14 protein-coding genes and 3 pseudogenes are annotated in these 18,122 nt (G+C 34.5%); 5 read left to right on the top strand and 12 right to left on the bottom strand.

Annotated elements, in window-relative coordinates; all coding sequences use genetic code 11:
- Window position 1: 1 nt before the first annotated feature.
- The 9 genes and pseudogenes from OPR24_RS02920 to OPR24_RS02880 all read right to left on the bottom strand — a co-directional run bounded on the left by OPR24_RS02920 (window position 2) and on the right by OPR24_RS02880 (window position 8,051).
- Window positions 2–1,013, bottom strand: a pseudogene (locus OPR24_RS02920) (IS630 family transposase).
- A gap of 584 nt (window positions 1,014–1,597) precedes the next feature.
- Window positions 1,598–2,356: a phosphate ABC transporter ATP-binding protein PstB gene (gene pstB, locus OPR24_RS02915; protein WP_253307333.1), complete on the bottom strand. Its 759-nt coding sequence runs from the start codon at window positions 2,354–2,356 to the stop codon at window positions 1,598–1,600.
- On the bottom strand, window positions 2,353–3,147 hold the full coding sequence (gene dapB / locus OPR24_RS02910; RefSeq protein ID WP_265033858.1) for a 4-hydroxy-tetrahydrodipicolinate reductase: 795 nt from the start codon (window positions 3,145–3,147) through the stop codon (window positions 2,353–2,355). The genes pstB and dapB overlap by 4 nt, the downstream gene beginning before the upstream one ends.
- Window positions 3,148–3,609: 462 nt before the next feature.
- Complete coding sequence (locus OPR24_RS02905; protein WP_265033856.1) at window positions 3,610–4,527, bottom strand: Rpn family recombination-promoting nuclease/putative transposase; 918 nt, start codon at window positions 4,525–4,527, stop codon at window positions 3,610–3,612.
- A gap of 137 nt (window positions 4,528–4,664) precedes the next feature.
- Window positions 4,665–5,681, bottom strand: coding sequence for a DNA polymerase III subunit delta (holA, locus tag OPR24_RS02900; RefSeq protein WP_253307336.1), 1,017 nt, complete (start codon window positions 5,679–5,681; stop codon window positions 4,665–4,667).
- A gap of 5 nt (window positions 5,682–5,686) precedes the next feature.
- Window positions 5,687–5,872: a hypothetical protein gene (locus OPR24_RS02895; protein ID WP_265033854.1), complete on the bottom strand. Its 186-nt coding sequence runs from the start codon at window positions 5,870–5,872 to the stop codon at window positions 5,687–5,689.
- Window positions 5,873–6,003: 131 nt separating this feature from the next.
- The gene (locus tag OPR24_RS02890) at window positions 6,004–6,813 is read right to left on the bottom strand and encodes a metal ABC transporter permease (protein ID WP_253307337.1); all 810 of its coding nucleotides are present in this window, start codon (window positions 6,811–6,813) and stop codon (window positions 6,004–6,006) included.
- 1 nt (window position 6,814) lies between these two features.
- Complete coding sequence (locus tag OPR24_RS02885; protein ID WP_264328959.1) at window positions 6,815–7,180, bottom strand: Mth938-like domain-containing protein; 366 nt, start codon at window positions 7,178–7,180, stop codon at window positions 6,815–6,817.
- A gap of 4 nt (window positions 7,181–7,184) precedes the next feature.
- Window positions 7,185–8,051, bottom strand: a complete 867-nt coding sequence (locus OPR24_RS02880) for a 4-(cytidine 5'-diphospho)-2-C-methyl-D-erythritol kinase (RefSeq protein WP_265033852.1) — start codon at window positions 8,049–8,051, stop codon at window positions 7,185–7,187.
- Window positions 8,052–8,132: 81 nt separating this feature from the next.
- Here OPR24_RS02880 and OPR24_RS02875 point away from each other — a divergent pair, with 81 nt between their 5' ends.
- Window positions 8,133–11,402: a UvrD-helicase domain-containing protein gene (locus tag OPR24_RS02875; RefSeq protein WP_265033981.1), complete on the top strand. Its 3,270-nt coding sequence runs from the start codon at window positions 8,133–8,135 to the stop codon at window positions 11,400–11,402.
- Window positions 11,403–11,454: 52 nt separating this feature from the next.
- Here OPR24_RS02875 and radC read toward each other — a convergent pair whose 3' ends face one another.
- Entirely contained in the window at window positions 11,455–12,129 is a 675-nt protein-coding gene (gene radC, locus OPR24_RS02870) for a RadC family protein (protein ID WP_265033980.1), read from the bottom strand.
- 744 nt (window positions 12,130–12,873) lie between these two features.
- Between radC and OPR24_RS02865 the strand changes: the two genes are divergently transcribed.
- From OPR24_RS02865 to OPR24_RS02850, 4 genes and pseudogenes are all read left to right on the top strand, one after another.
- Window positions 12,874–13,980: a D-alanyl-D-alanine carboxypeptidase family protein gene (locus tag OPR24_RS02865; RefSeq protein WP_265033851.1), complete on the top strand. Its 1,107-nt coding sequence runs from the start codon at window positions 12,874–12,876 to the stop codon at window positions 13,978–13,980.
- A 108-nt stretch (window positions 13,981–14,088) separates the two neighbouring features.
- On the top strand, window positions 14,089–14,403 hold the full coding sequence (locus tag OPR24_RS02860) for an SMR family transporter (protein WP_265033850.1): 315 nt from the start codon (window positions 14,089–14,091) through the stop codon (window positions 14,401–14,403).
- Window positions 14,404–14,419: 16 nt separating this feature from the next.
- On the top strand, window positions 14,420–14,764 hold the full coding sequence (locus OPR24_RS02855; protein ID WP_265033849.1) for a DMT family transporter: 345 nt from the start codon (window positions 14,420–14,422) through the stop codon (window positions 14,762–14,764).
- Between the two features lie 217 nt (window positions 14,765–14,981).
- A pseudogene (locus tag OPR24_RS02850) lies at window positions 14,982–15,993 on the top strand (IS630 family transposase).
- Between the two features lie 63 nt (window positions 15,994–16,056).
- Here the strand turns inward: OPR24_RS02850 and OPR24_RS02845 are convergent.
- A pseudogene (locus tag OPR24_RS02845) lies at window positions 16,057–16,826 on the bottom strand (Rpn family recombination-promoting nuclease/putative transposase); the annotation flags it as partial.
- Window positions 16,827–16,926: 100 nt separating this feature from the next.
- Window positions 16,927–18,081 carry an ankyrin repeat domain-containing protein gene (locus tag OPR24_RS02840; RefSeq protein ID WP_265033848.1) on the bottom strand — a complete coding sequence of 385 codons (1,155 nt, stop codon included), beginning with the start codon at window positions 18,079–18,081 and terminating at the stop codon, window positions 16,927–16,929.
- Window positions 18,082–18,122: the final 41 nt, after the last annotated feature.

Raw genomic sequence — 18,122 nt, 5'->3', positions numbered from 1 at the left:
CTCATTGTTGATCAGTCAAATAGGAGAAATTGCAGAGTTGTTTAATTGTGGAGCTGGCAAGAGAAGTAATAAATTTGCACAAAGCACCCTAAAGCAGAGCAATTGTATCATATATTTTATTGCGCAAAATGTTCTGTTTTATGTATAACCAAAGCCTCTCAACAGGATTGAGTTCAGGTGAATATGGAGGTAGGTATATAATCTCAATATTTTTAGCTACCTTTAAATTTTTTGACTTATGCCAACTAGCACAGTCCATAACAAGAACAGCTTCTCTTGTCCCTAGATATTGCGACATTTGCTCAAGAAATACATTCATGCAATCAGTGTTAACATTTAGTGCAAATAAGCTAAAACTCTCTCCATTTTTAGGATTAACTGCACTGTAGAGATAAAAATTATGCCTACCTAATTTTATTTTAACCCGAGTCCTAGTGCCTTTTTTAAACCATCCATGCCCAACTTTCGAATGTGTGCCAAACCTTGATTCATCAAAGAAAAATAGCTCTTTTTCTGGATACTTGCCAATAACTTCATTGAGATTTTTTTTTGAATTCCTCTTGTTTACTTTTATCTTGTACGTTGTGTACTGGTCTTGGTGTAATATATGAAAATTTCATCTTTTGCATATGGCGGTGTACTGTAGATTTGCTGATATTTAATCCGAACTTTTCCTGGATTCTTATTCTCATTTCTTTAATGGTAATATTAGGATTTTCTTCTATACATGCTTCAATTTGCTGTAGTTGAGCCTGATTTAATTTAGTTTTTCTACGGCGTGATGGAGGAGCAAACAGTTTTTCTTCTCTGCCAAATTTCAAGAGTTTTATCCACGAAGTTAGTGCGCTTCTTGAAATTCAATATATTTTTGCTACAGCCGTTATACTATGCTTTTTTGCCGCAATTACAGCATTTAGTTTTTTTGAAACATATGCATTGTTCCTTACTTTCTTCAGCATTTCTTTTGCTGATTCTACTACTTTTTCATCCAATAATTTTGATCTTAATGCCATTTATACCTCGCTACTTCACTTACTTTAGTATGGCTTTTTTCCCATTATTGTCTATCCGTTCTTTGTATAGTGGGAATTGGTATCAGTACGTCATACCGCGGCGGTATCTCTATAGCTAACCCAAGAAAGGTTTCCCTACGTCATACCGCCGCGGTATCTCATCCGCTAACTAGTAGCGGAATGACGAATTTGTTGTTTTTCAAATTGTAGGTAAACCTAAGCCACTTTAGCTATAGATCCCGCTAACAAGCAGCGGGATGACGGTTGTCGGTAAATCTAAGTCAGTTTAGCTATACCATACGCGTCAAGTTAAGGGAAAGTAGCATAAGGAAAAAGAAAAGTGGTAAAAATTATTTTAGATATTAAGTAATAAAGCTAGTAATTTATAGACTCTTCTAAAAGAATTATCTTATTTTAGATCAAAATTTCCAAAAAAATAAATGTAACAAACAAGATACCCACTTTAAATGGTGCTATATTGGGCCTTAACTTGACGCGTATGGTTTAGCTATACCATGCTGAACGACAGATACGGCATACGGATACATTTTTTAAAGTAGCCAGGCTACTTTGATGACAGAAATTTAATGATCCAGGATATACTCCTTTGTTAAGGGAGATTGAGCATTTTCGAATATTTCTTGAGTGCTTCCAGACTCAACAATTCTGCCATTATGAAAGAAAATTACACTATCAGATAACTTTTTAGCTTGCTTCATTGAATGAGTTACCATAATTATAGTAAACCTTAATTTCAGCTCTTGTATAAGATTTTCGATTGCATTGGTTGCCATTGGATCAAGAGCGGAGCACGGTTCATCCATTAATAAAATAGTTGGCTTCACTGCAATTGCGCGAGCGATGCATAGCCTCTGTTGTTGGCCACCGGATAAATCGAGTGCACTATCTTGCAATCTGTCTTTTAATTCTTCCCATAAGCCAACTTTAGTTAAACTATTTTCCACCATCTCATTCAATTTTTGCTTATCCTTCACCATACCATGCAGTTTTGGCCCATAAGCAACATTGTCATATATTGATTTTGGAAAAGGATTTGGCTTTTGAAATACCATGCCAACTTTTGCTCTGAGTAGCACAACATCCATATCGCGTGAATATATATCACCCAGCCCATCGATATCTAATTCACCAACAGTTTTGCATCCAGGTACATAGTCATTCATACGATTAAAACAACGCAAAAATGTTGATTTACCGCACCCGGATGGTCCGATAAAAGTAGTAACTTTTCTTTTATAAATATTCAAATTTATATCGAATAAAACTTGCTTAGAGCCATACCAGAGATTTAAATCTTTAACAGAGGCACGTGTATTGCTCATATCACATCCTGCATTGAATAGAGCCCCGGAATTTCTCTTTTATTTTCATATAGCCATACCGCTGCTTGAACAGCTCCTCTAGCAAATGTTGTGCGATCAATTGCTTTGTGGTTTAGTTCTATCCGTTCATCAGAATTAACAAACATCACGCTGTGATCTCCTATTACTCCACCTCCACGAGATACTGCAAAACCTATTCCCCCCTTTTTTCTTATGTTTGAACCACTATGTAAATATTGATTGGACTGAAAATCCACTTTTGAAGCGTTAGCAATTGTTTTGCCAAGTTCTATAGCTGTTCCAGATGGTGAATCCTTTTTTAAGTTATGATGCATTTCCCAAATCTCAACGTCATATTCATTACCTAAAAGCTCAGCAGCTTTTTTTACCAATTTCAGCAACACATTAACCCCAACACTCATATTTGCTGACCATAATATTGGAACTTCAGCAGCATACTCTTTTAAATTGACACCTTCTATTCCAGTTGTGCCACTAACTAGCGGTGTTTTAAATTTTACAGCTGCTTTAAGGCAGTCTAACATACATTTTTTAGTTGTAAAATCTATTACAACGTCAGATGACTCAAATATGCCACTAATAGAACTTGTAACTTCAATTCCTAGATTGGAACCGCAGCCTATAATTGGTCCAATATCTAAGCCTATGTACTTACCGCCTGAACGGGCAACAGCACCTGCTATTTCCACTTCGGCATTTGTAATTAATTCATTGAGTATTTTCTTGCCCATTCTGCCTAAGCAGCCTATTACTCCAACTCTGATTTTCATAAAGCTTTTTGTGTTATATTAGGCCTTTTTTTAAGCTCTGTCACTTCTGATCTATATTCTATAGCTGACCCAAGCAACACGTCATGCCGTTGCGGATAGATTCCGCTAACTAGTAGCGGAATGACGATTGTCGGTGAACCTAAGTTACTTTAGCTATAGCTGACCCAAGCAACACGTCATACCGCCGAGGCGCTAACTAGTAGCAGAATGACGGTTTTTCAAATTGTCGGTAAATCTAATTCAGTTTAGCTATATATGACTCATTTCTTTACTGTAACTTAACAAGAACTGGTCTGTAGCTAATAGTTATTGACAATAAGGGTAATTAACTTTGATAAGAATCTTTTCTGTGTTCAATTGAAGTCTGTATGTTCTGGAATATCTATATAGTAAATTATGCGGTAATCGTAGACTACGCTGCCCACTTAAATTATGCCACAAAGGTTTTCCAAGTGTAACCATTCACAGATTTTCACTTAATTCTTCAATCTCACTAATAGAAAGGCCTGTAAACTTGACAATAGTGTTGACATCAACATTATTAGCCAGCATTGCTTTTGCGACTTCAATTTTCCCTTCAATTTTCCCTTCAATTTTCCCTTCAATTTTTCCTTTCTCTATACCTTTTTGTATACCTTTCTCTTCAGCAAGATCAAGTCTGTATTCAAGAATGGCTTCTTCTTTCCGTAGATCCATTATTCTTTCTTCGTAAGCTACTAAATCTTTTTCGTTCCAACGAAACTTGTCTAATTCATCATATGCTAGCTTTATTATTGGCGCTTTTTCTGCTATCTCTTTTAAGTCCTCTTCTGTTGTTTCTTCTGCGTATTTAAAAAAGAAACACCACCTTTCTACTATACTTTCTAACTGCTCTACTTTACTTTTTGAAAATTTGGGCAATTCTATAAAGATAAATTGAAAATCTTTTAAGTAATGTCCGTTGGTTTTTATATCACGTATATTATGAGTAGAGATATAATCAACTTCTTCAGGAAGTAAGTTACAATTTGATATAGCAATAAAGAAGACTTTCTTTAAATCAATGTAGTTGCCAGATTTATCTAATTGTCTTGAGTAGGCTTTAGCGGCATATAATTGAGCGCGTTTTTCAAAGCCCTTGTCTCTAGCGAGCTGCATTTCTGCTATATATCTATTTCCGTGAGAATCCTTACAGAGGACATCAACAATACTCTGTTTATCAGAAGCAATCTCAGGATCCATAATAGTGCTAAGAAACTCAACTTCTTGTATTGCATTTATCTCAGTAAACCCTAAAATATCGTTCAAAAAGTGGATCAGGATATTCTTATTTTTTTCCGTTCCAAAGATTTTTTTGAAACACAAATCATTGCGAGGATCGAGAAATTTTGAAAGAGCCATGGCAAAAATGCTTGAAAATATTAATAACTATACACTATTATTAACAATTATTCAACCATATTTTTGAAGATAGCTCAAATGAAAGATCGTGTTTTGCTAAAAATCACAGAATGCAGTCTGGTTACACCTTATCTTTGTTAGCTATAGCAAGTAATTGTATTTGTAATATGACAAATCACCTGCTGAAAAATCATTTTATGATCTAAATCAGTTTTTTTACAGGTAACTTCTAAGCTTATCAATTCTTCCAAAATCTTTTTAAGTTCTGAAAGTTGCAAACTTTTCAAATGAGATTTAAAGCTCTGCAATTGTTTAAAAAACAATGGAGGGCTTAGCTGATCAATCGCAGCCTGCTCACTCATTCCACCTTGCACTGACAGCAAAACGTTTTCAAGGCGTAGGAAATAATTTGATATAATGCGAATTAGCGCTATCGGTGAAAAATTTTCTTGCGATATCAATGCATCAGAAATTCTAATGAAGCGCGACATATCTTTACTTGCTATGGCAGAGCATAGATCATCAAGTGTAGCATAGTCGTTGCCGGAAGTTGAAAAGCATAATTCTATATCAGTAAGTTTTAGGTCTTTTCTCTCCCCTAAGTACAAAACTAACTTCTCAAGTTCTGAACATATAGGCAGCTTGCTATGATTAAAGTAAGATTGCAAATGGTAGATTATCTCATTTGTGCATTTTATATCATTTTGTTTTAAGTAACTTGATATAATGTCATAAAGATTGCTGTTGCTGTCCTTATAGCAAGCAATCACACCAAAAATTTTTGAACTCTCCATATAACTTTTAGTCGCAGAATTATATGGAAGATCACTTGCTACCATCATTACATAGTGACCACTTGCGTTATAATCTAATACGTTTTTTAACTCTTTGGATATACCTCCACTCACATTTATCAGCTTAATTAATTTTTTGCTGGTAAACATCGAAATGTTTGCCAATTCAGAAAACAGTAAACCGGGTGACTTATTCACTATTGCAAAATCCATCACCTGAACTGAATACTCATCCAAATTGGCAATTATTTCTTGTACATAAAAACCAACCCTACTGTTATCACTTCCATGAATTAACACACCACTTAAAGCATCAGGTTTCTCTAGGAATTTTTTAACTTTGGATGGTATGACCCTCATGCCATCTATATGATATCATTCTCATTTGATTGTATATGAGTATCCAAAGACTCTGAGCTTTCTTGTACAATATCATCTGCCGTACTCTGCACATCATTTGATGCATCCTTCCTCCAAAAAGAAGCACACTTATTGTAAAAATTTTTCATAGGTTGTACTATATATTTAGAAAAAAATCCTTCTCCGCTCATATTGCTTACTCCATAAAACTAACAGATTATCATTAGCACATAAACAATAATATAGCAAAGACTGTTTTGTGCTAAGATGGTGATGTTTTATAATGAGTATATTACAAAATTATTAACATTTGAGACTAAAATCAAGCCAACCTGCTTAATACTAACCTTATAAAATAAGCGATAATTAAATATACGGCTGCAACAAGTATAATTGCAGGTCCAGTTAACAAATCAAAACTTGCAGATAACATCAGACCTGATATCCCAGAAATCACAGAAAAAACTGTTGCAACAATAATCATCTGCATTGGAGTTTTCGAAATGAGCCTTGCAGATGCTGCTGGTATTAGCAAAAATGCAGCAATGAGTAATATTCCTATTAATTGGGCAGCAATTGCTATAAATATAGCAAGAGTGATTAAAAATTCTAGTCTAACAAAGTTAACATTAATCTTCTCAACTACTGCTAAATCTTGATTAATTGAAATCATTAACCAATAACGCCATCTAAATATTAATATCAAAGTAACTATTACAGAGATTAAAAAAATCAATATTATATCACTTTGATCGAGCGTTAATATATCACCAAACAGTGAGCTAATAATACTATTATTGCCCGATGGAAGAAAAGACATAAGTATTAAACTCGATGATAAAACTACATTGGTAACAATGTTCAATATCGTATCAGCAGAATATAATCTGTTAAAATTAAGAGAAAGTAGTATAGCAAATGTAATTGCAATGAGCATTATGCTAAGCGATGGGCTAATCTTAAAGATTAAAGCAAGTGCAACACCAAGCAACGAAGAATGGGACAAACTATCACCAAGATAAGATAACCTTTGCCATATCATAAACGATCCTAAAGCGCCTGTTACTAGGCTAATTACGACTACTGCAACTAGACTATTGATGAAAAAGTCCTGGGTAAACATTTCAAGCATGCTATATGGCTATTAGATAACTGACAACAAATCTATCTTCGGATATTAAAACGTTATGGGTTCTGCATGCTGCACCGGTTGTCATAAATTCAAAATTTAAACCTTTTTGTTCCATAAGATAGGACTTCACTGAAGAACTTGGTATATTGCGTGTTTTACCAGTACCTATTATCAAAATTTCTATTTCCTCTGTTAAAAAAGATTTAAAATGTTCCTTGCTATTTATATCACTTTCTTTCAATTTAATCACCTTTTCAGGAAAAACTATAATTGAGCCGCAATATTCTCTATTATTCACCAAAAATTTTCCTTCCCTGTAACCATTTATAAGATTTTTATTCTCGGAAATTAAGGGAGTTATATCCATAAAGTCAAACTATTAATTGAGTGTCACATACCCACCATTCTGGTTGCTTTTCTCTGATATTAACTGCAGCAGCTTTTGCATTTTCCTCACTATCGAATATTCCAAAGCATGATACACCACTGCCTGACATGCGAGAAAGTATAGAGCCTTCTTGTGACTCAAGTGTTGATATCACATCCTGAATTTCAGGTACAAGGCTTATTGCTATTTCTTGAAGATCGTTTCTCGTCTCTTTAAGAAACTTCAACAAATCCTTTTCAGCGTCATCGCTCCATTTAATTGGCTCAGAAAATTCTCCTTCATGTTTGGAAAATACCTCTAGTGTGCTCAAAAACTTTTTTTTCGGCTTCACCAGTACTATATTTGTGGGTAGAGAGAATTTTTTTATGGGATACAACTCTTCACCAATACCTCTAACAAAAACTGGCTTGCTATCTATACTCGCAGGAACATCAGCACCAACGCTTAAAGCTATTTCATTTAAAATCGTCCTATCAATCTTCCACAGCTTCCCTAGCGTACGTACCACAGCTCCAGCATCTGAGGAGCCACTGCCCAAACCCGCAGCAATTGGTATATTTTTCACAACCTTTACAATGACTTTAGTTCGCGCAGGAGCATATCTAAGCAATAGATTAACTGCTCTCATTACGGTGTTGTACCTGTTATTAATTCTAAGTTCGGAATTTACAAATTCAACTGTAGAGTTATCGTATCTAGAATACTTCTCACCTACTTTTATTTCCAAAAAATTAGAAAGATTAGCAAAGACAAATAAACCTTCAATCAAGTGATATCCTGTTTCCTTCTTATTTACAACATGCAAAAAAAGATTGATTTTTGCAGGCGCCTTTACACAAAAACTTTTCATTATATATCTTCACTAAGATTATTTTTACATTATATGTATAATGCTATTTTATTCAACTTCTATAAGGTTTTCGCACTTCTGATGAGAAAAAATGCCATAAATCCTAATTTCTCTGTATGGGTAAATGCGTCCGCTGGTACAGGCAAAACAAAAATCTTAATAGACAGAGTATTGAGACTTTTATTAGAAAACAAAAGAAATATTCTCTGCTTAACGTTCACCAATGCTGCAGCAAACGAGATGGAGAATCGTGTTCACAGCATAATCAGTAAGTGGGCAATATGCTCAGAGAGTGTGTTGATAGCAGATTTAGAACAATTAGATTTCTTTCCGATGTCATCCCAGCACCCCTATTTGTCATCCCAGTGCTCGACCAGAGAAAATAAAGATTATTTAACAAGAGCAAGAAGGCTTTTCTCTGAATTGGAAAATCTTGGTCTAACTATACAAACCATACACGCTTTCTGTTACAAATTAATTTCCAACTTTCCCATAGAAGCTGGCATCGCTCCAAATTGTACACTGAGTGAATGTAAAGAATTACATTCTATCGTATTTGATAAAGCGCTCCATAATGAGGCTGTGCAAGATAGTATAAACTTCATTGCAACTGAAATTGATGAAAATAAACTACGCGATTTGCTTTATACTTTATGTATAAAAAGATCGATATCAGAAAATGATTCAGAATATATCAAAGATAAACTCAGTGCTCCAGATGAAATTCATGACTTACAGAGTGAAACGACTGAGCACATAAAAAGATTAGCCGAGATATTAAGTGAAGGCAGTAAAAGAGATCAGAGTTATAGTGCAATGCTCTATGATTGGTGTAATAGATTCCTTGTAAAATCTCCTATCATTCCACCACTCTCTGTCATTCCAGCGCGTGAAGCTGGAATCCAGAAAAAAAGAAATATGGATCCCAGTGTCAAGCACTGGGATGACACCGGAATGGAGCGGAAAGACACCAGAATAGAAGATTTAGCCAAGGTATTTCTCAAATCAGAATCGCACGAAAAAAAGAGCATATCATCCATTGCAACAAAAAGTACTTTGGAAAAATTTAGAGATGCAGAGCAAATAATAGAGAGCGTTCAGAATGTAGTGTTTACTCATATAAAAGACATGAATTCTTATCAAATATTCAAGAGAACCAGTAGCTTACTTGGTATATTTAAAGTATATGTTGATCTATACAGTAGCGAAAAATCAAAAAACGCACTGCTTGACTACAATGATATAATTGGCTTAGCAACAAATCTTCTCAGCAATCCAAACTACAAAGATTGGATATTGTTTAACTTGGATCAAAAAATAGATCACATCCTTGTTGACGAGGCACAAGACAATAGCATCAGCCAGTGGAAAATTATAACAAATCTCTGCGATGAATTTTTTGCCGGTAATGATGAAAAGCGAACCTTATTTGTAGTTGGTGACGTAAAACAATCCATATACAGATTTCAAGGAGCAAATCCCCATCTATTCAACTACATGCAACAATACTTTCATACGAAAACTGGTAGCAGAGATTGGATATCATGCCAACTTGAAAAGTCATTTCGTTCAACTCCAGAAGTTTTAATGCTTGTAGATAGAATATTTAACAACTTCCGCACAGAAATATCTTTTGTTGATAATGAAATAAAACATGTTCCACATAGAGAAAATGATCAAGGATATATTGAAATTTGGCCAGCGTTACCAAAGTGTAAAGAGAAAGAACAGCGAGCTTTACAAATTCCTCTGACATGCAGGGAAAATTATATAATAACAGATCGATTACTTGCTCAAACAATAGCCAACAGAATTCACAATTGGTTAAACGAAGGGCGGATTTTAGTCGCTAAAGATCGCCATATAGAGCCGAGGGACATTGTGATTCTGGTACGGCAACGAAACGTGTTAGTTGATTACATAATAAGCGAACTTAAAAAAGCAAACGTGCCAGTTGTAGGCCGAGATTATTTTAGAATTATGGACTATATAGCCGTGCAGGACTTAATAGCTTTGGCCGAATTTTTACTCCTCCAGGCAAATGATCTAGCTCTTGCAAATGCTTTAAAATCACCGTTATTCAATTTTACCGAGGATGATTTATTTAACATTGCATATGACCGTAAAGAGCATTCACTATGGGAAAGAATTCATGATTATTCTGTGGTTATCTATAGTGAATTAAACTATCTCATTAACTTATCTCGCATAGAGTCTCCTCTTGCACTATTTACACATATATTGCGTACAGGTAAGAAGAAATTTGCTGCAAGGCTAGGTCTTGAGTGCTTCGAGGTTCTAGACGAATTTATGAACCTTGTGTTGCAATTTGAAAACCCATCTCTTCAAGCGTTTGTTCAGTGGATCAAGGAGAATAACCCGGAGATTAAGAATGATATGCAATCAGAACGCAATGCTGTGCGAATAATGACAATTCACAAATCAAAAGGTCTGCAAGCTCCCATAGTATTTTTGGTTGATACAAACACAGTGCCAAGAAACAGTGAAAGCATTATCTTTGATGGAACGGAAGTGCCATTTTGGTGTGGAAAAAACAATAACGCTTATTGTGATCAAGTAAAAAGAGAGAAAAAACTAGAGGATTATAATGAATATTTGCGTTTATTATACGTAGCACTCACACGTGCTGAAGATGAGTTATACATCTTAAGTAAAGAGCCAGTGCAAAAGGGCTCTTGGTATGATCTAATCACTCAGTATGGAGAACCATATGAAAAGAAACAAGCATACTTACAGCCAATATTTAAAGAAAAAGTTGAAGTGCTATGTGTGAATGCAAACTACCCTTACATTTATAAAAAACGTGATTATTTTGACGTTCCAGTCATTTCCCTTCCGCCAGCTTTAAGAGAAGTTGTTGTAATTGAAGAAGAGAGTAAACAAGAAGAAGGATTTACCCGAGGAAAAATCATTCACAGCATATTGCAGTATATGCCCAAGATAGAAAAAGAAAGGAGAAAAAACTGGGTCAGAAAATATCTTGACAATATAAACACCAGTGAAGATAAGGATGAAATTTACAGTAAAATATTGGCCTTTAATGAAAAATATGGCTATTTGTTTGACTTAGAAGGCAAATCAGAGATTACACTGAGTGGAATAATCGATGGCGAACCAGTATTAGTACGACTAGATAGGCTATGCATAACGCAAGATAAAGCGATCATAATTGACTACAAATCACACCGTAACGTTTCTGTTTCCTTATTAAATGAAATAAAAAAGCAAATGCTGACCTATAAAACCTTAGTACAAGAAATATATCCAAACAAGCAAGTAGAGTGTGTGGTTATTCGGGTGGAAGATTTAACCATTCAATCTGACCTTTAACGAAACTTGATTACAAGAGTGCAATAAAAAGGATTTCAAAATCTACAAGCTTTCACAACAACCTATTTTCCTTGAAACTAAAATAGCTACTGAATGTAATAATAATGTGGTCTATTAATTCTATTCCTATACTTTGGCAAGCTTCTGCTAGTTGTCTAGTGAGAGATATATCGCTATTTGAAGGTTGTGTATCTCCGCTTGGATGATTGTGAGATATTACAATGGATGTTGAACCAATCAAAAGTGCGCGCTTGATGATCTCTCTGACATAAAGAGGAGTTTGATCTACTTTACCAACGTTTTGCAGGTCTTCCACTATTAGACGATACTTTTTATTCATATAGATGACGCGAAAATTTTCCTTATTGAGGCTTCCTATGCTTATTCTTAAATAATCAAGCAATTTTTCCCAGTTATCGATTATAGGCAGGTCTTTTATTTCTTCTCTTGCAGAACGAACAAAGGCTTGTTTCACACAAAAGATGGCAGATATTGCTGCATTGCTGACACCATCAACATTTTGCAGTGCTTCCAGTTCAGCATTAAAAACTTTATTCAAACTGCCAAAATTTTCTATCAAACTCTTTGCTATCGGCTTTACATCAATTCTACTGTATGCTGAATATAAAATGTGCTCTAAAACTTCATAATCAAGTAATGATTGTCCATTATCTAAAATAATTTTCTCTCTTAGGCGCTTTCTATGCCCCTTTTCGTAATTTTTCATCATTAGTGAATTGCTTATCTCTTGTATAATAAGAAGTTAGATTTTTAAGTAAAATATTTAATAAAGCGCATGACGCACAATTGTAAGAACATTCATTTTTAAAGACAGTAAATGGTGTCATCAAAGTAGCTGACGCGAGCTCTACGTTATACCGCAATTCATTCGCGGTATTTCAGCAGATCCCGCTAACAAGTAGCGGGATGACTATTGTCAGGGTATCATCCCAGTGCCCCTATAATGTCATCCCAGTACTCCTATAATGTTATCCGAGTAGCTGACACTGGGATCTCATTTCACTCTATAATAGTATCATTCCAGTGCTCCTTTCTTGTCATCCCAGTACTGATTAGCTATAAAATTTAAGAAAATATTTAAGAAATTTACCAAACGAAAAAAAAGGCAAAAGAAGCCCCGTGATGCGAGTTTTGACCCTATAATAATTTAAACTGGCGCTGTAATAATGTGCTAACGCTTAAAATAAGCGCGATTTGGCTAAATGTAGAAAAAATAAAAGAGACATGCAGCCGCTATAATTTTATGTAATCCGCCAATAAATACCCTGAGTTTTTTACTGAATTTTGTCATTGAGCCTGCAGGTCAAAAACAATGAGTCATAAATACCCTTAATACTACAATAAGGGGGCTGGCAAAGCTTGTCAAGGAATTTTTATGCAAGAGATCTATTGAAATGCCCCTGTAAAATTATACTATTAATTAGTACACTATAAATTTAAAATTATAGATATGTTAAGCAGATTGGTAATTTTGCTATTAGTTTCCATATTTCCTTTTTCTTCATACTCATACCAGTTTAGAACCAAAGCAAAGCAAGCAGTAGTCTTAGATTTATCTTCAGACTCGTTCATTTTTGACCATAATTCCGATGAAAAAATGGCCCCATCTTCAATGAGCAAGTTAATGACTTTATATATAGCCTTCGATTATCTAAAAGCTGGAATAATAAATATGGAGGATAAATTTCGAGTAAGCAGAAAAGCGTGGGAAAGAAAAGGCTCTTCTATGTTTTTGAAAGAAGGTCAATACGTTACGGTGAGGGAATTACTCGAAGGAATTACAATAGTCTCAGGTAATGATGCCTGCATAACACTAGCCGAGGGTATTGCAGGATCAGAAGAGAATTTTGTGGCTGAAATGAATGAGGTTGCACAAAATTTGAACCTGAATGACAGTCATTTTGTCAACTCAAGCGGGTGGCCAGATGGAGATCATTTTATGAGCGCAAAAGACTTGGTAATGCTGGCAAAAAGGATTTTCACTGATTTTCCTGAATATTACGATTTATTTTCTGAACAATATTTGACATATAACGAAATTGCACAAAAGAATAAAAATCTTCTACTTTTTCAGGACATTGGGGTTGACGGTTTAAAAACCGGTTATACAAATGCTGGTGGTTATGGCATTGTAGCATCTGCAAAACGAAATGATAGGAGAATTTTTGCTGTCGTAAATGGTTTAAACACTGAGAAAGAGCGAATAGAAGAAGCAAAAAGACTGATACAATACTCCTTAAATCATTTTAATACTAAGAAAATATTTGCTAAAGACAGTGTAGTTGAGGAAGTAAATGTTCTCTATGGAAAAGATAAAAAAGTGCCTATTACAGTTGCAAACGATGTTACCATAACTTACAACCGCAAATTGCATGACCAAATTAAGGTGCGTATTAAATATAAAGATATGATACCTGCACCCATTAAAAAAGGTCAAGAAGTGGGCAAAGTTTTTGTAGAAATACCAGGTATTGAGCAACAAACTACACCTCTTTATGCAGCAAATGACGTACAGGAATTGAATTTCGTAGAAAAGTTTTTTAGAATGTTATTTTAAGTTTAATATATTGGCTTTCAAAGCAATTTCGAAAGAGAGATCTATTGCACTTTAGTGTAGTTTTAACTAACAATTTCTGTTACAATACAAGATTGAAATGTTACGAGAATGTACTGGTTATATTTGTTGCTGTCTAGTATCCTAGAGATACTGTGGACTGTAACGCTAAAGTTTAGTAACAGTTTTACTAAGGTTGTGCCTTCGATTGCAACATTGGTAATTATGATCATTAGCATTTATTTTTTATCTCTTGCAGCATGCTTTCTACCTATTAGAGTATGCTATGCAGTTTCCTCTGGAATATGCACAATTGGAATAACTATAATTGGTGCAACCGCTTTCACAGAGAATATTAATTTATCTCAAGTTTTATGTATCATTTTAATTATAATAGGAACCATAGGGCTAAAGCTCTCTATTTAAACCTAAAAATTTATGCATGAATTGGATATATTTACTCTTATCGTCACTAATTGAAGTGTTCTGGGTAATAACACTTAAGCATAGTTGTGGATTTACTTATCTCGTACCATCAATAATTAGCATACTCTCCATGGCTCTTAGTACGTATTTACTTTCGCTCGCTATACGTTCTATACCTATCGGAGTATGCTATGCAATTTGGACTGGAGTAGGTGCTATAGGAGCTTCGATACTTGGAGTTTACCTATTTAATGAACCAGTTAATTTATTCGAAGTAATATGCTTTATTTTAGTTACATTCGGGATTATAGGATTAAAATTGTTTGATACTACAAAACAAACTGTTGATAAAATGGAATAAGAGATCCCACTGGGATGACAGAAGCAGATACTCCACATTGTCATGCAAATTGGAATCCAGACTTTTTTCTATACAGCATGGTGGAGACGAGAAACCGTAACCGTTCACACTTAATTCTGCAATTCTTCAATCTCATACCAATTCCCACTATACAAAGAACGGATAGACAATAATGGGAAAAAAGCCATACTAAAGTAAGTGAAGTAGCGAGGTATAAATGGCATTAAGATCAAAATTATTAGATGAAAAAGTAGTAGAATCAGCAAAAGAAATGCTGAAGAAAGTAAGGAACAATGTATATGTTTCAAAAAAACTAAATGCTGTAATTGCGGCAAAAAAGCATAGTATAACGGCTGTAGCAAAAATATATTGAATTTCAAGAAGCGCACTAACTTCGTGGATAAAACTCTTGAAATTTGGCAGAGAAGAAAAACTGTTTGCTCCTCTATCACGCCGTAGAAAAACTAAATTAAATCAGGCTCAACTACAGCAAATTGAAGCATGTATAGAAGAAAATCCTAATATTACCATTAAAGAAATGAGAATAAGAATCCAGGAAAAGTTCGGATTAAATATCAGCAAATCTACAGTACACCGCCATATGCAAAAGATGAAATTTTCATATATTACACCAAGACCAGTACACAACGTACAAGATAAAAGTAAACAAGAGGAATTCAAAAAAAAATCTCAATGAAGTTATTGGCAAGTATCCAGAAAAAGAGCTATTTTTCTTTGATGAATCAAGGTTTGGCACACATTCGAAAGTTGGGCATGGATGGTTTAAAAAAGGCACTAGGACTCGGGTTAAAATAAAATTAGGTAGGCATAATTTTTATCTCTACAGTGCAGTTAATCCTAAAAATGGAGAGAGTTTTAGCTTATTTGCACTAAATGTTAACACTGATTGCATGAATGTATTTCTTGAGCAAATGTCGCAATATCTAGGGACAAGAGAAGCTGTTCTTGTTATGGACTGTGCTAGTTGGCATAAGTCAAAAAATTTAAAGGTAGCTAAAAATATTGAGATTATATACCTACCTCCATATTCACCTGAACTCAATCCTGTTGAGAGGCTTTGGTTATACATAAAACAGAACATTTTGCGCAATAAAATATACGATACAATTGCTCTGCTTTAGGGTGCTTTGTGCAAATTTATTACTTCTCTTGCCAGCTCCACAATTAAACAACTCTGCAATTTCTCCTATTTGACTGATCAACAATGAGAATTGGTATCACTAATGGACAGGCCAGTACACTTGACAATAGTGTTAACATCAATCTTCTCTACCTTCTTTCCTACCTTTCTCTTCACCAATTTTGATGCCTTCAATTTTTCCTTGTTGAATAGAGGAAAGATAATCATCAATATGTTTCTTAGTTTGATCATAAGCAAAACGTTCTTCTTTACTCAGTTATATTGATTTAACACATCATAAGCTCTACCAATAATAACATCACTACCTATTATTTTCTGTAGATCTTCTTCGCTAGTTTCATCGGCGTACTTAAAAAAATAAATCCATTTTTCAACAATATTTGAAAGCTGATCTTCTTTTGTCTTATTAAACTTTGGTAGCTCGATGAAAGTGAAACTAAAATCTTTGAGATCATGTTCATAGGTAATTTTATCAAAAGTAACGTGATCAGATTTGTAAGCCAGCTTGTTAGGAAATAAGATAAAATCGGCGATAGCAATAAAAATAACTCCTTTAAGATCTTGATATTGATCACCTTTGTGAGCTTGACTTGAATAAGCTTTAGCAGCATAGTATTGAGCGCGTTTCTCAAAGCCTGTAGTTTTAACAACTTGCATTTCAATAATTAGCTGGGTTCCAGCAGAATCAGTACAGAGAACATCAACAATGCTCTGCTTTTGAGAAGCAATATCAGGGTCCTGAATGGGACTTAAGAAAGAAACATCTTCTATCTGATCAACACCAGTAAGGCCTAGCATATCATTAAGAAAGTGAATAAGAATGTCCTTATTATTTACAGAGCCAAAAATACGCCGAAAGGCAAAGTCGTTTTTAGGATCGAGAAACTTAGAAATAGCCATAGCTAAAGTGCTTAGAAAAGATTAATAATTATACACTATTATTAACAACTATTCAATCATATTTTAAGCTTAACTTGATACTATGGCTCAAAAAACTATGTCAAGTTGCCGCCTTGCCACCTCCTGGCACATTCCCATTTACGTTTTGCGCTTCTTTCGTTTCGTCCATTTTAGTACTAGGTTTTAATATGCTATATGTAATACCACCAACTGCTAGTGCCGCTGCTGTAATGATAGCTGCTGCTATATATCTGCTTTTGTTAAGATCCATTGGAGTTTTACCATCCTTATTTTTCAATAAAGGATCCGCACCTTTCGCCATCAGAATATCTGTTGTTTCTCTACAACCATTTTCAGCAGCAATATGTAAAGGAGTCCATCCATATTTATCTGCTGCATGAACATCTGCTTTTGCTTCTACTAGGATTTTTATTATCTCTTTATTACTGCGAAATTGAGTAGCTATATGTAAAGGAGTACGTTTGTCGTCATCTAATGCATTAACATCTGCCTTATTTTCTACTAGAGCTTGTACTACCTCTTTACAACCATTTTGAATAGCAAAATGCAAGGAAATACTTCCATATTTATTTACTACATTAACATTTGCTCCTGCTCTTATTAGAGTTTGTACCACCTCTTTACAACCATTTAGAGCAGCAATATGTAAAGGAGTACATTCATTTTTACCTACTGCATTAACATCTATATCTTCTCTTTTCAATAGGAGATTTACTACTCCTGTTTGACCATTTGCACAAGCCAAATGCAAAGGAGTATACCCATCTTCATCTAACGCATTAACATCAGCCCCTTCTTCTATTAGAGCTTTTACAGTTTCTTCATCGCGATAACGTGCAGCGGCTAAATGTAAAGGGGTACTTCCATTTTTATTTACCACTTTAACATCTGCTCCATTTCCTATTAGAGCCTTTACTATCCTTGTATAACCACCTCGAACAGCACAATGCAAAGGAGTATATCCATTATGTCTGTTTACTGCATCAACATTTATACCTTCTATTCCTAATAGAACATTTACCAATACTAAACAGTCATTTTTAACAGCTAAATATAACAGTGTTTCGTCAAAAACAGTAAATTTATGATTTACGTTAAAATTATCTTGTTTCCACTCTTTGTATTCAGGATATGATTGCAACCTCTTCTGTATTTTTGTAATTATATTATTTTTATAATAATCTGCGTAAGCATTTACATCAGTTAATACTTTTCTCCACTCATCATTGCTCATTGTCATAACTTTACTCCTACTTTAACAATATTTTAATTATC

The sequence above is a fragment of the Wolbachia endosymbiont (group A) of Sicus ferrugineus genome, from assembly GCF_947251515.1.
Taxonomy (GTDB): domain Bacteria; phylum Pseudomonadota; class Alphaproteobacteria; order Rickettsiales; family Anaplasmataceae; genus Wolbachia.
Note: the sequence above shows the minus strand (reverse complement) of the source record. Positions and strands in the feature narration are given on the sequence as shown.